The organism is Acinetobacter sp. FY731, assembly GCF_059515905.1.
This window is the reverse complement of record NZ_JCAKNB010000010.1, coordinates 1-14,556: the sequence shown is the minus strand read 5'-3', so window position 1 is coordinate 14,556 and position 14,556 is coordinate 1. Positions and strand designations below refer to the sequence as shown.

At 36.6% G+C, this 14,556-nt stretch carries 12 protein-coding genes; 5 read left to right on the top strand and 7 right to left on the bottom strand.

Annotated elements, in window-relative coordinates:
- Nucleotides 1–152 precede the first annotated feature (152 nt).
- From niaP to AC5YC8_RS11725, 4 genes are all read right to left on the bottom strand, one after another.
- Complete coding sequence (gene niaP, locus AC5YC8_RS11740; RefSeq protein WP_496164657.1) at nucleotides 153–1,469, bottom strand: niacin transporter NiaP; 1,317 nt, start codon at nucleotides 1,467–1,469, stop codon at nucleotides 153–155.
- Nucleotides 1,470–1,608: 139 nt separating this feature from the next.
- Nucleotides 1,609–2,253 (bottom strand): trimeric intracellular cation channel family protein, encoded by a 645-nt coding sequence (locus AC5YC8_RS11735; protein WP_496164656.1) that lies wholly within the window; start codon nucleotides 2,251–2,253, stop codon nucleotides 1,609–1,611.
- A 60-nt stretch (nucleotides 2,254–2,313) separates the two neighbouring features.
- A complete protein-coding gene (locus AC5YC8_RS11730) occupies nucleotides 2,314–2,781 on the bottom strand; it encodes a YchJ family protein (protein WP_496164655.1) in 468 nt (155 codons plus the stop codon).
- A gap of 99 nt (nucleotides 2,782–2,880) precedes the next feature.
- Nucleotides 2,881–4,455 carry a TerC family protein gene (locus AC5YC8_RS11725; RefSeq protein WP_496164654.1) on the bottom strand — a complete coding sequence of 525 codons (1,575 nt, stop codon included), beginning with the start codon at nucleotides 4,453–4,455 and terminating at the stop codon, nucleotides 2,881–2,883.
- A 315-nt stretch (nucleotides 4,456–4,770) separates the two neighbouring features.
- On the opposite strand from AC5YC8_RS11725, the gene AC5YC8_RS11720 reads away from it, so the two are divergent.
- Nucleotides 4,771–5,388: an LOG family protein gene (locus AC5YC8_RS11720; RefSeq protein WP_496164653.1), complete on the top strand. Its 618-nt coding sequence runs from the start codon at nucleotides 4,771–4,773 to the stop codon at nucleotides 5,386–5,388.
- A gap of 57 nt (nucleotides 5,389–5,445) precedes the next feature.
- Here AC5YC8_RS11720 and AC5YC8_RS11715 read toward each other — a convergent pair whose 3' ends face one another.
- Nucleotides 5,446–6,420: a hypothetical protein gene (locus tag AC5YC8_RS11715; protein ID WP_496118171.1), complete on the bottom strand. Its 975-nt coding sequence runs from the start codon at nucleotides 6,418–6,420 to the stop codon at nucleotides 5,446–5,448.
- 259 nt (nucleotides 6,421–6,679) lie between these two features.
- Here AC5YC8_RS11715 and mdtD point away from each other — a divergent pair, with 259 nt between their 5' ends.
- From mdtD to AC5YC8_RS11695, 4 genes are all read left to right on the top strand, one after another.
- Entirely contained in the window at nucleotides 6,680–8,071 is a 1,392-nt protein-coding gene (gene mdtD, locus AC5YC8_RS11710) for a multidrug transporter subunit MdtD (RefSeq protein ID WP_496164652.1), read from the top strand.
- A gap of 77 nt (nucleotides 8,072–8,148) precedes the next feature.
- Complete coding sequence (locus AC5YC8_RS11705) at nucleotides 8,149–8,925, top strand: glycoside hydrolase family 25 protein (protein ID WP_496164651.1); 777 nt, start codon at nucleotides 8,149–8,151, stop codon at nucleotides 8,923–8,925.
- Nucleotides 8,926–9,021: 96 nt separating this feature from the next.
- Nucleotides 9,022–10,092, top strand: coding sequence for a DNA polymerase IV (gene dinB / locus AC5YC8_RS11700; RefSeq protein ID WP_496164650.1), 1,071 nt, complete (start codon nucleotides 9,022–9,024; stop codon nucleotides 10,090–10,092).
- Nucleotides 10,093–10,666: 574 nt separating this feature from the next.
- The gene (locus AC5YC8_RS11695; RefSeq protein ID WP_496118179.1) at nucleotides 10,667–11,020 is read left to right on the top strand and encodes a RidA family protein; all 354 of its coding nucleotides are present in this window, start codon (nucleotides 10,667–10,669) and stop codon (nucleotides 11,018–11,020) included.
- Nucleotides 11,021–11,061: 41 nt separating this feature from the next.
- On the opposite strand, the gene AC5YC8_RS11690 is transcribed toward AC5YC8_RS11695, so the two are convergent.
- On the bottom strand, nucleotides 11,062–11,601 hold the full coding sequence (locus AC5YC8_RS11690; RefSeq protein ID WP_496164649.1) for a DUF2726 domain-containing protein: 540 nt from the start codon (nucleotides 11,599–11,601) through the stop codon (nucleotides 11,062–11,064).
- Nucleotides 11,602–11,892: 291 nt separating this feature from the next.
- On the bottom strand, nucleotides 11,893–14,301 hold the full coding sequence (locus tag AC5YC8_RS11685; protein ID WP_496164648.1) for a YgiQ family radical SAM protein: 2,409 nt from the start codon (nucleotides 14,299–14,301) through the stop codon (nucleotides 11,893–11,895).
- Nucleotides 14,302–14,556: the final 255 nt, after the last annotated feature.

The following is a 14,556-nucleotide window of genomic DNA, read 5'->3' as shown; positions in this document are numbered from 1 at the left end:
ATCCTAAATCGTTTTTGTCTGTTTAAGTTCTTATGCTATGTCGCAGGTGTCTTCTATACAAGGGTATGAAGTATCACTCTGCGACAATTTATGTCTTATGTCGTAAAAGTATCCATTTTATTCCAAATGATCAACTAAAAAATAACCAATCACTAACGAATAGAATCTAAAGACTTTCCTTTTGTTTCTTCACCTAGTACTAAAATGACACATGCAACCGCAAGTAAAACAGCAGTAAACATCATAAATACATAGCTAAAACCGTTATTCATCACCATCATATGGGTGACTACTAACGGTGCCACAATTCCGCCCATTCGCCCAATTGCAGATGCCCAACCCGATCCAAAAGCACGAATATTCGTTGGATATTGTTCTGGTGTATATGTATAAAGTACGCCCCATGCGCCCAAGTTAAAGAATGACATTAGGCAGCCCCAAATTACAATTTGCTCAACACTGTCAGATTGTCCAAAGAAATAGGCAGACACAGCACACATGCCAATAAAGCCCGCCAATGTTACTTTACGACCTAATTTTTCAACCAACCATGCAGCAGCAATATAACCTGGAAGTTGTGCCAAAATCATGACAAGAACATATTCAAAGGATTGAACAATGGTGTAGCCTTCTTTCACCAATAAACTTGGCAACCACGTAAAAATACCGTAGTAAGAATATACAATACCAAACCAAATCAACCACAACATTAAAGTACGGCGAGCAAAAGTCCCTGACCATAATTGTGTAAATGATACATTTTGCTTTTCTGATACAGGTTTAACTTCTATTTTTTCGATCACTTCCACACCACATTGGCGTTCAAAACTTTGAACCAATGCATGCGCTTCATCAATACGACCACGGTTAATTAAGTACGGAATAGATTCAGGAACTTTTTTCCAAATAACAATGGCATATAAAGCAGGAAGTCCACCAATTAAAAATGCAGCATGCCAATCAAATTTTGGAATAACAAAATAAGCAACTAATGCAGCACATAGCCAACCTAATCCCCAAAAACTTTCAAGTAATACAATAAAGCGACCACGCACATGTGCTGGAATATATTCACTCACTAAGGTAACAGCAACAGGAAGTTGACCACCCAAACCCAAGCCAACAATAAAGCGAAATACCAGTAACCACGTTAAATTTGGTGCAAAAGCACAAGCCGCGGTTGCAATACTGTAAATGACTAAAGTAATGGCAAATACGGTTTTACGTCCCCATTTATCTGCCAAGCCACCTGAAAATACTGCGCCAATTGCCATTCCCACAAAACCAATGGAAACCACCCAACCTTTTTCAGCAGGTGTCATTGACCAATCTTCAGCCATTTTTGCCAAAATAAACGAAATGAGACCTGTGTCCATTGCATCGAACATCCACCCCAGTCCGATTACCCATAGCAGGGTATAATGAAATTTACCTATAGGTAAACGTTGTACTCGTGAGACTAAATCCATAACAATATCTCTGACATGGTGAAAGGTTGCGTACTGCTTTCCCAACAGGATTTTATGCTTTTACTATTAATATTTTTATAAACCACATTCAAAAAAGTAACTGTTTTTTATGCAGTTACTTATAAACTACTAAATAGTATTAAGACTCATCTTTCGATGAAGCAGATTGCTCATCATCATCTTTATAAATAAATTTCGGCATTTCTAAACCGAAATAAATCGCAATTAAACGAAGTGTAAAACCAAATATCAATGTTGCAATAACAGTTAATTCAAGTGATAAGCCAATTTCTACGCAAATCCAATAGCAAATGACCGATACCAAAGAAATACTTGCATACAATTCGCGACGGAAAACAAGTGGTACATCATTACACAAAATATCACGCAAAATACCACCAGAAACCCCTGTGAGTACTCCTGCAACAGCACTTACAACAAAGCCATGCCCCATCTGCAAAGCAATTTGACAGCCAATAATGGTAAAACCAATTAAGCCTAAAGCATCTAAAATTAAGAAAATGGTGCGTAATTGACTCATCCATTTAGCAATTACTATTGTGACAAAGGCTGCACAACAAGTTAATACTAAATATTCAGGATGTTTCACCCACGTTAAAGGGTAATGTCCAAGTAGAACATCTCGAACAGAACCGCCACCTAAAGCAGTCACACAGGCAATGAGCATTACGCCAAACCAATCCATACTACGCCGACCAGCAGACAAAGCACCTGTCATTGCTTCAGCAGTAATTGCGATAATATAAATAATGGTTAACAACATCGCCCTGATTCCGTGTAGGGTAATAATTGTGCGCTATTCTAAGGCATATCTCAGATAAAATTACATAAATTGCGCACAACATTGTTTAAATTTTTTATTTGAACCACAAATACATGGCTGTTTCATCGTAATTTTTTGATCTGTTGTCGGATCCAAAAAATACCATGCGCTTTTTTGTTGCACAAAATGTGAAATTTCATGATGAATCTGCTCTTTCTCTCCATCATGATAATGCGCTTTAAACTCAACTTGTGCATGATGTTTATCTAATTTTTCATTGGCATTTATAACTTCTAATTTTAGCCATTGATTCGCTTTGCTCCAGTCTGTAATTGCCTGAATATCTAGAGCTTGTTGTTGTCCAATTGCTGTAGTTTGGACAATATAATCAATTTTCTGTTTTGCAAATGCACTAAATCTTGAACGCATAAGTTGAGCTGCTGTTTCAGCTTTCAATTGACCTAAATGCAGTGGCTCACAACAGCTTTGATATTCACCTTCACCACAAGGACATGCGCTTAATGACATTCAATTTTCCATAAAAATAGCCCGAAATATCGGGCTATTTTAACGGAATTGAAAATAGATTTTAACGATTTAAATCTATTTTCAATATTCACACATCTTTCAGGACGTCTTGTCTTTATGGGTGATGTGTACTTTTTCAATTTTCTGACCTTCCATCGTCACAATTTCAAAAACATAACCATCAATTTCAATGTTTTCTCCATTTTCAGGCAAATGACCTAAATGGAATAAGATATAACCTGAAAGCGTGGAATATTGCTCAGACTCATCGACTAAATCGCGTCCTAAAAGTAAGGATACATGACGAATATCGGTTGAACCTTCTAGCATTAATGAACCATCCGCCAGACTTTCAGCTGTTGTATCAAGCTCATCTTCATCTGGGAACTCACCCGCAATTGCCTCAAGCACATCAATAGGTGTTGCGACCCCTTCAATTGAACCATATTCATTAAGAATGAGTGCCATTTGTAATGGAGCTTGACGCAATTGTTCCATCACCATTAAAACTTGTGCATTTTCATGAACAATCACAGGCTCACGCAAATGAGCTTCAAAATTCAAAGCACCTGTTTCAATGTATTCATTCATCACTTTATGGGTCAGCACCACACCTGCAATATTATCAAGCTCACCATGTGCCACAATTAAACGTGAATGCGTAGTACTTAATAATTGCTCTCGAATAGATTGTTCATCTTCATCTAAATCAATCCATTCAAGCTCAGGTCGAGGCGTCATTACAGACTTCACAGGGCGTTCAGATAAACCGAGCACCCCTTGAACCATCACACTGTGATAAACACCATTTTCTTCATCAAAAACTTCATCTGCGAAAGCACGTGTTGCCAAAACATCTTCCACATTATTATCTTGTGACTCTGCCCCACTTTTAGCACCTAACATACGCATCACAGCAGATGCTGTTCGATAGCGTAAATCCGTTGTCGTTACCATTTTTTCTTGGTTATGACGCATGGTTTGATTCAAGAACTCAATAAGAACAGAGAAGCCAATTGCAGCGTATAAATAGCCTTTAGGAATATGATAACCAAAGCCTTCTACTAACAATGAGAAACCAATCATCATTAAGAAACAAAGACATAGAATAACAACAGTCGGATGTTTGTTCACAAAATCCATAAGCGGTTTCGATGCCCAAAGCATAATACCAACAGCAATGACCACTGCAATCATCATTACAGAAAGGTCTTTCACCATCCCCACAGCCGTAATCACACTATCTAGTGAGAAAACAGCATCTAGCACAACAATTTGAATGATAACCATCCAAAATGTAGCGTGAACTAGATTTTCCTCTTTGTGTATTGGCTTACTTTCAAGACGCTCTCGTAGCTCCATGGTGCCTTTAAATAAAAGGAATACACCACCAAACAGCAAAATAAGATCTCGCCCAGAAAATGGATGATTGAAAATATGAAATAAAGGATTTGTAAGCGTTACCACCCAAGCAATAGATGCAAGCAAAATTAAGCGCATACCAAGTGCTAATAGCAACCCAACAATACGTGCTTTATTACGTTGCTCTGGAGGTAGTTTTTCCGCCAAAATTGCAATAAATACTAGGTTATCTATACCTAATACAATTTCTAAAATAACAAGTGTGAGTAATCCCACCCATGCAGATGGATCAGACATCCATTCAAAGATCATACGTTCTTCTCCTGAATACCATCTCTATTAGATTGAGATTTAAAGAATTGCACATCCACTAGAAATAAAGAATTTGCAAAATTAAAGGAACTAATTGCGTTGGAAACCCAACTTCCACTACCCATGTCGGTTCTATTGTTGTGAAACACATTTTTAGTATAGAAAAGATTCTAATTAGAATCATCTTTTTTTATACAAACTTTGTTTTCATTTTATAACTAAATGATGCACAAGAAAGTTTCTTTTACTTACTTGTCACATTTTATCTCTATGCTAAATTAAAAATATAGCCGATGATAGGATGATGACAACAAAATGAACCATGCATTAACTATGATTGAATATAAGAACCCATCTCATAAAACCACTCAACCACTCGTTGCACTTTATTGTGGTTCTCGTTCTGGTAACAATCCAATTTATAAGGAAAAAGCAATTGCACTTGCAAAAGGTCTAGCTGAGCATAATCTTGGCTTAGTTTATGGCGGTGCAAGCATTGGTTTAATGGGTCAAGTTGCAGATACTGTGATTGAACACGGCGGTGAAGCAGTTGGTGTTATTCCCGAGTTTATGTTGGATTATGAAATTGCTCACAATACGTTAACTGAATTACATATTGTACGAACAATGCATGAACGCAAAGCCATGATGGCAGAGCGTGCTTGTGCTTTTGTTGCACTGCCTGGCGGTTTAGGAACATTCGAAGAAATTTTAGAAATTGCAACTTGGGCACAGTTAAATCAGCATCAAAAACCAATGATGCTTTATAACGTAAATGGATTTTATGATTCCTTGATTGCTCAACTTGATCATGCTGTTCAAGAAGGTTTTTTACCACCGCAACACAGAGCAAAACTCATTGTGTGTAATTCTTCAAAACAAATTTTTAATGCGTTAAGCAATTTAGATTGCCCTAAATCTTTTGTGGTCTAAACCAATATTAATACAATAAAAAAGCGAGCACTTAGCTCGCTTTTTTATTTTACAGACTTAACTTGCTAAACCTGTAACAAATTCATAAAACCAAGGCAAAGTCGTTGCTAAAATCACACTCATCGCTAAACCAAACATCAACTTCATTGCATCTTTACTTACATTACGTGAAGTACGACGTTTACCTACCGCTTGAATTAACATTGATATTGCAAACTCACGACCTGCAAGCAAACCTAAGAACACCCAAGTGGTACTCATTGGAATGTTACTCCACTCTTTAAATACTAAGAGAATAAGAGCGTAGATAAAGTCAACAATAGTTGCTGCTCGAACATCTGTTACATCTGTTTTAGTATCAACAATTTTCTGAATTGCCCCGCCACGCTTGTATAAAATCACACCAAGCAGCACAACAAAAACAACAATTGCAAAGATTAGAAAATCAAATGGAACCTGACGTGGTACATATACAAAAATGTTCGCCAAGTCTTGAATGAGCCATTGGCTCCATAAAAAACCAGTCGATAACCACTGCAATACAATCCATTTTGTGGAGTGTTCTTGATCTTTGGTTTTGTTAAAGTACACCGTTGTTTTACTAGCAACGAAACGATAAATCAGTAATGCTGTAATAAAAGCAACAGCATACCCCATCATCGATTTCACCATCATTGCCCCCAAACTTGCAGGGGAAAATATAGTTAAAACCAAGAATGTGGTACTTACAGGAATACCATATTTCGTCAGTAAAATAAGCAAAATTGGCGGCACAATATACAACCAAGTAATTCCCCCTTCAGGGAATGGAATGGTTTCTAAACGCCCATAAGATGCATCGCCAACGCCTGAAGCCCACCAGCCATAGCTGAGAACTACTGCTAAAATTACGCTAATATAAATCCACAACACCCACCAAGGACGATGTGAATTGGAAGAGATAAATGTACCTAAAGTTTGTGGTACGTCATTTCCGACAATGGAATAGGCTGCTAAACAGAAGCCAATGACCATTAAGATTTCAATTGTCATAACAAGAAATGCGAGATCATAAATATATTGCCATCTTATGTCGCTTTTATGACAATTTCATGAATATCCAACAAAATGATGACAAAAAATATATTCATATATGTTAAGAGTAAGTGAAAGAAAAACATAAAAGGTGGGTCTTGAAATTGAGATGTGCTCCCCTTTTATCTTTCAACAATATTCTTAGGTTTCAATAAGAAGATACCCTGCATTCTATTTCCAATTACATTAAACTTAGAAAAAACATTGATATAAATTTATGAGTCAAACACCTGTTCATACAGCCTTACAGCCTGAATTTCGCTTGTTAGTCTTACTTGTATCTATTGGTTTTTTTATGCAAGGACTAGACACAACAATTGTAAATACAGCACTTCCTGCTATGGCTCGCAGCTTAGGCGAAGATCCTTTACAAATGCACAGTATTGTTGTGGCTTATGTATTGTCTGTTGCAGCATGTATTCCTTTGAGTGGATGGCTCGCAGATCGCTTTGGTGTTCGAAATACCTATTTTTTAGCGATTATTATTTTTACCCTCGCATCTTTAGGTTGTGGTTATTCAGAAAGCATCAATGAACTTTTAATCTATCGCGTTATTCAAGGTATTGGCGGAGCATTACTTCTACCTATTGGGCGCTTGGCTATGCTCAAGGTGATTCCACGTACTCAATTTCTTGCAGCAATGAGTCTAATGAGCCTTGCAGGTTTAATTGGACCACTCATTGGACCTACTCTTGGCGGTTGGATTGTAGAAGTCACCACATGGCATTGGATTTTTCTGATTAATATTCCAATGGGAGTACTTGGCGTTCTCATTACCTTTAAAGCCATGCCCAATATCACCGAGCCAACAGTACCTACTTTTGATTTCATCGGTATTATGTTGCTGGTATTTGCAATGGTTGGCTTATCTTTAGGTATTGAAAATTTTGCTAATCCTCAACATTCGATTTGGTGGAGTATTGGCTTAATTATTATAGGAATTTTGGCTTCTTTATTTTATGCATTTCATTCGCATACACATAAAAATGCATTATTCCGCAGTAAACTATTTAAAAATCGTATTTATGCTGTTGGCATAGTAGGCAATTTCTTTGCTCGCTTAGGTGGTAATGCATTACCTTTTTTACTCCCACTTATGTTGCAAGTCGCTTTTGGTTTTGAACCATTTGTTACAGGGTTACTAATGATTCCAACCGTTATAGGCTCATTAGCATCAAAACCCATTATTCGTCCTATTATTCAAAAATTTGGTTATCGCCAAGTTCTACTCGTCAACACACTATTAGTTGGCGCATGTATTGCGAGTTTCGCCCTAACATCTGCAGATACACCTATTTGGTTGCGTGCAATTCACTTCTTTATTTTTGGCGTACTTAACTCATTACAATTTGTATCTATGAACACGCTCACTCTCAAAGATTTACCGCAACAAGATGCAAGTAGTGGTAATAGTTTTTTGTCAATGATTATGATGGTTTCAATGAGTATAGGTGTGGCGCTTGCAGGTACATTAGTCAATGTTTTTACAGCTTATTTAGGTTCAGAAAACACCACAACAGCTTTTCACATTACCTTACTTATTCTAGGCTCTATCAACATCATCACTGCAGCAATTTTCTGGCAAATTCCTAAAAATACGCCTGTGTAAATTGTTTGTATCAAGAGCGTAGTTTGTTATTTAAGAACAGCGTATCATAAGCTTAAATACTACTTTTTATATTTATAATGAGTGCACGAAAAAAGAAGATTCATCATAAAGCAGCATATCGCTCCCTCTTGGGTATAGGGGGATTTTGTCTTGTTCTTATAATCTATTTAAGCTTTTTTCAACAGCGCTCTGCATCTGCTACAGAATATCCTATAAAAGGATTTGATGTTTCACATCACCAAGGTGATATTCAATGGAAAAAAATATCACCTAAAACGTATAAATTTGTTTATTTAAAAGCAACTGAAGGCGGTGATTTTAAAGATCGAAAATTCCAAGACAATTGGCTCAAAGCACGAGAACAAGGCTTTCTAGTTGGGGCATATCATTTTTATAGAATTTGCCGTGATGGACAAATTCAAGCTCAAAACTTTATAGAAACAGTACCCAATAAAGAGAATGCCTTACCGCCTGTTATTGATTTGGAATATGACAGCAATTGCATCAACACATTTACCAAAGAGCAGTTATTACAAGAAATTCAGATCATGCATGATCAGATTTATCAACATTACGGTAAACAACCTATTTTTTATATTTCTAAAAGCTTCTATAACATTGTACTTGCAGGTGAATTCAAGAATACTCCTCTTTGGGTACGTGAATATCAAGGTAAGCCAGATTTAAAAGACAATCCTAAATGGCTCATGTGGCAATATACCAATCAAGGAAAAATTACGGGTATTCCTACTGTTGTTGATATGAATGTCTTTAATGGCAATGAAAAAGAATGGCATGAATTTCTAGAAAAAAATAAAGTTGAACAGCCGTTAAATACCCCCAATAACAAGTGAGTCAGACAGTTTGTGTCGTTATGCCCTAAAGCGTGTCTTTCAACAAACCCATTGAACATGTAATACTGAACATAAAGCAAACAATCCTTTGAGTGCATGCGAAAAATCATACACATCGACATGGATGCATTTTATGCATCTGTTGAATTACGAGATCAACCTGAATTAAAACACTTACCCGTGGTGATTTCATCACACCATCCACGTGCGGTAATTGCGGCTGCATCTTATCCTGCTCGTACTTTTGGGTTACGTTCTGCAATGTCGATGACACAAGCAAAAAAGAAATGCCCTCAAGTTATAGTAATTGAACCTAATTTTAATAAATATCGTGAAGTTTCAGCTCAAATTCATCAAATTTTTCAAAAATATACATCAATTATTGAACCCTTATCTTTAGATGAAGCTTATTTGGATGTTACTGAAAATTTGCAAAATATTAGCAGCGCAACCGAAGTTGCGATGCGGATTCGTGAAGACATTTTTCAAGTCACAGGACTTACAGCATCTGCAGGTGTTGCACCAAATAAATTCTTGGCAAAAATTGCATCTGACTGGAATAAACCCAACGGAATTTACGTAATAAAACCATCTCAAGTTCAGAGCTTTATTCAGCACCTAGAACTTAAAAAGATTCCCGGTGTAGGTAAAGTCACTCAAGAAAAATTAAAATTTTTAAATTTAGAAACCTTGGGCGACTTACAAAACACTGAGGAAGCTTTTTTAACACATCACTTTGGAAAATACGGGAAACAACTTTTTCTATATGCAAAAGGCATTGATGAAAGACCTGTCCAAACAGAACGAGAGCGTCAATCTATTTCTAAGGAAACCACGTTCGATCAAGACTTTAATTTAGAACAATGTCTTCCCTACTGGCCTAAACTGATTGATCAAGTTTGGGAGATATTAGAAAAGAAAAACTTAGCTGCTCGTGGGGTTTCAGCAAAGCTAAAATTAAAAAATTTCCAAGTCATTCAACATAGTAAAAGTTTCAAACTGCCTCTAAATAGTAAAAATGAAATGAAACAAATTTTAGAAAATTTACTCTCTGAAATGCATATTCCTCAAGATTATCAATTTAGATTAGTCGGTATTGGCGTATATCAACTTCAAGAGAAAAAGCCTCAGCCTCAACTTTCTCTTTGGGATGATTTATCTATCTAATTTGATTCTTTTTTAATCAAAAGAATAAAAATAAAGCAAATTAGGCTTCACATTCAATATTTTTAGAGTAATCTACTTCTGCGATGCATTATCCATGTATGCGCTGAGATGCTGAAAATCACCTTTACTTTCAGCATTTGTCCTGTGATTGGCGAGACGATCAAATCCGAACATTACAGGGCATCTCTGATGTCATCCCATGGAAATTCTTTGTGCATATCTAATATAAACTATTCAAATTTATCTTTTCACAACTCAATTTTCTACGTACAAAATACATCGATTAGTATTATTGCTGTTGGGTTTACTGCTTTTATCACTACATCACTCGTTATTTTAAACCCTTTTTCATGGCATTCTGTTGCTCTCCACTCAGCTACAGATGGTCTGTTAACAGCAATTTTGCAGTGTTAATACTAGAAAATTAAGCTCAAAATATTTTATTCATAAAAACAAATCTCCTCGTATTTTCTTTTTTATTTTTAATTATACAGATACAGAGTTCATACTCAGCCTATTGGCGTTTTTTTGGTATCATCCTCACATACATTCTATATTTTAAAACGGTAATCTTATGGCTGTAGAACGCTTACATATTCAAAAGCGCTTTTCTGAAATTGCTATTTCTGGAAACTTGATTCATTTAGCAGGTCAATTGGCATCAGATTTAACACTCGACATCAAAGGTCAAACACAACAAACCTTAGATTATATTGACCAATTTCTTGCAGATGCTGGAACAGATAAAAGTCATATCCTATCTGTCATGATTTTTGTTAAAGACATTGCCGTAAACTATGCACCAATGAATGAAGTCTGGGATGCTTGGGTTGCAGACATTGATGCTCTACCTCGTACTTGTGTAGAAGCAAATATGAACAAACCAGAAATTTTAGTTGAAATGACTGTTGTTGCTGTTAAACCGTAATTCAACTTTCATATAAAAAGCATGCCTTTTGCATGCTTTTTTTAATTCATTAATTTTAGTTGTGATGAAGGCTTTTCTGAATAAAACTCATATTTCTTTAACGATGCAATATCTTGCTCATAAATTTCAAAACTGTCTAAAAAGTTAAATTTATCTTTCAATTGCTGAAGTGTTGGTAAACCATAAAAATGCAAAACACGGTATCCAGCTAACTTTAAAATTTCGTCTTGATACATAGTATTTTTATGCTTTTTAGTTGCGGCATAGTCTTCCACTGCAATAATAGCAACCACTTCATTTTGCTGCCCTAAAATAACAAAATCCGCCATCATATTTCTATATTTTGAACGAGTATGATGAAATTTCGTTGTTAATAATGAATCGAAAGAAACATGTACCAAAATAGTATGCTTCGGTAAAGTTTTCTTTAGACGAGTAAAAACAAGCTGTTCATTGGCACTAAAAATTGCACGTTGTTTCAGTGCACTATCATGAGGCTTTACACGTGACCTTAAATTCTTAAACGCTAAAAAAACAATTAAGGCTAAAAGCAAAGCCCCCATTAAAAAATAAACCACCATTACTGAATCCCTTATTTTTTATTTTTGATGCATACTTTGCACATCGATATCATTTAATAAATTTATTTCATTTTGATTAATTAAAAAATCACATTAAAATTACTATAATTAACTGATCAAATTTCCTTACTGATCATTTAAATCAAAACAGCCAATATCTGATAATCAACTTCTCATAATGTAGCTTAAAACTTATTTTTAGATCAACTTTTATCCAATATTTCCTATAAATTTCCGATGAAATAAGCATAAATAAAAAAGGACTCTTTTGAGTCCTTTTTTATTTATTTACTACGCTTTTGATTTAGGCTTAGATTTTCCTTTTGGCTTCGGACCACCAAAAGGCTTTTTCGCATCACCCGTTTCACGCGGAGGTAAACCTGTATGTTGCGTTAGAATCTGACCACGTTCAGGACGTTTTTTGGTATTGGAAGGACGTGATTGTGCAGCTTTACCACGATTACCTTGTTCACCCGTACGTTTTGCAGAATCACCTGCAACAGTCGAATTTTTCTTACGTGCAGATTGATATTGACCTTCTGTTCCCGCAGGTTGATACGTCGGAATCAAATGCTGTTTAGAGTTACCAATTAAGTCCTGACGCCCCATTTCTTTTAAGGCTTCACGAAGCATAGGCCAGTTATTAGGATCATGATAACGCAAGAATGCTTTATGTAAACGACGACGCTTTTCACCTTTCACAATATCCACTTGTTCGGTATAACGTGCCACTTTTGCAAGCGGGTTTTTACCTGTGTAATACATCGTGGTTGCTGTTGCCATTGGTGAAGGATAGAAGGTTTGTACCTGATCGGCACGGAAACCATTCTTCTTCAACCAAATTGCAAGATTCATCATGTCGTAATCTGTCGTACCCGGATGCGCCGCAATAAAGTAAGGAATAAGGTATTGTTCTTTACCTGCTTCTTTACTGAAGCGATCAAACATTTGCTTGAAGCGGTCGTAAGTACCAATACCCGGCTTCATCATTTTATTGAGTGGACCTTTTTCAGTATGCTCAGGTGCAATCTTCAGGTAACCACCGACATGATGCGTGACTAATTCTTTGACATATTCAGGATTCAATACCGCTAAGTCATAGCGTAAACCTGAACCAATTAGAATCTTTTTAATGCCTTTTAACGAACGCGCTTTACGATATAACTGCGTTAACGGTGCATGATCGGTATGTAAGTTTTGACATACACCCGGGAATACACATGATGGTTTACGGCAGTTTTTCTCAATTTCAGGATCTTTACATGCTAAACGGTACATGTTGGCTGTAGGGCCACCTAAATCCGAGATAATGCCGGTAAAGCCCGGTGCAGTATCACGAATCTTTTCCACTTCACGTAAAATTGATTCTTCAGAACGGTTCTGAATAATTCGTCCTTCGTGTTCTGTGATTGAACAGAAAGTACAACCACCAAAACAACCACGCATGATGTTCACAGAGAACTTAATCATGTCAAAGGCAGGGAAACGTGCTTCACCGTACGATGGATGTGGCAGACGTGCATATGGCAAATCAAACACATAATCCATCTCTTCCGTAGTTAACGGAATTGGCGGTGCATTCAGCCAAACATCACGCTCACCATGTTTTTGTACCATGGCACGTGCATTACCTGGATTGGTTTCCAAATGCAAAATACGGTTAGCATGTGCATATAAAACAGGATCTTGCGCTACTTCTTCATAAGCAGGTAAACGAATCACCGCAAGTTCACGTGGCGGTAATTTATGTTTAATCGCTTTAGATGATGGCTGTAACTGTACAATCTGAGTGTTCTCATCCAAATGATCGCCTTCACGGACAATTGGATTCGCCACAGGCTCTTTTTGAAAACCTTGATATTGCGTCAGACTATCTTTGTCTTTTTCAATTTCACAGCCTTCTAAATCTTCGGTCATCACATACGGGTTGATAATCGGATCAACTCGACCCACGGTATCAACATCATTAGATGCAATTTCAACAAATTTCGCTTTAGATGCACGATTATGTTTATTAACAATAAATGCTGTACCACGCACATCTGTAATATCTGTAATTTTTTCGCCACGTGCTAAACGGTGCATAATTTCAGTGATTGAACGCTCACCGTTACCATACATCAATAAATCGGCTTTTGAATCCATCAGCACCGAACGACGGACTTTGTCTGACCAATAATCATAATGCGCAATACGACGTAGCGATGCTTCAATACCACCTAATAAGACTGGTACATCTGGATAAGCTTCACGTACACGTTGGCAATATACAGTTGCTGCACGGTCTGGGCGTTTATTCGGTACATTATCTGGAGAATAAGCATCATCTGAGCGGATTTTACGGTCAGCCGTATAACGGTTGATCATTGAATCCATATTACCTGCCGTAACACCCCAAGCAATATTTGGTTTACCCAATACGCGGAACGCATCCACATTGGTCCAATCTGGCTGTGCAATAATGCCGACACGGAAGCCTTGCGCTTCTAAAGTACGACCAATAATCCCTGAACAGAATGATGGGTGATCGATATACGCATCACCACATACTAAAATAAAGTCACAACTGTCCCAACCGAGTTGATCCATTTCTTCGCGTGACATCGGCAAAAATGGCGCAGGGTCAAAACATGACGCCCAATATTTGTCGTAATCAAACAACGCTGTGGGCGCTGTCTGCATGGTATAAGCAGTAGACATGGCTAGCAATTCTCGGCTGGCAGATGAGAGGAGATCTAAAATAGATCAAAGATGAAAGTCGATCATTTTACCATGAATTAAATTCAATATGTTTGATTAAAATTCAAACAAAATATTTCTATTCATTATTTTTTAATAAGCTTTCTATTATAAAATTATCTCTATTAATTAAATATAAATAAATAGACTATGAATTACATCACATTAAAGAAGCTTTAATGAATCATTTAAGTAATACTCATAAATATATACAAT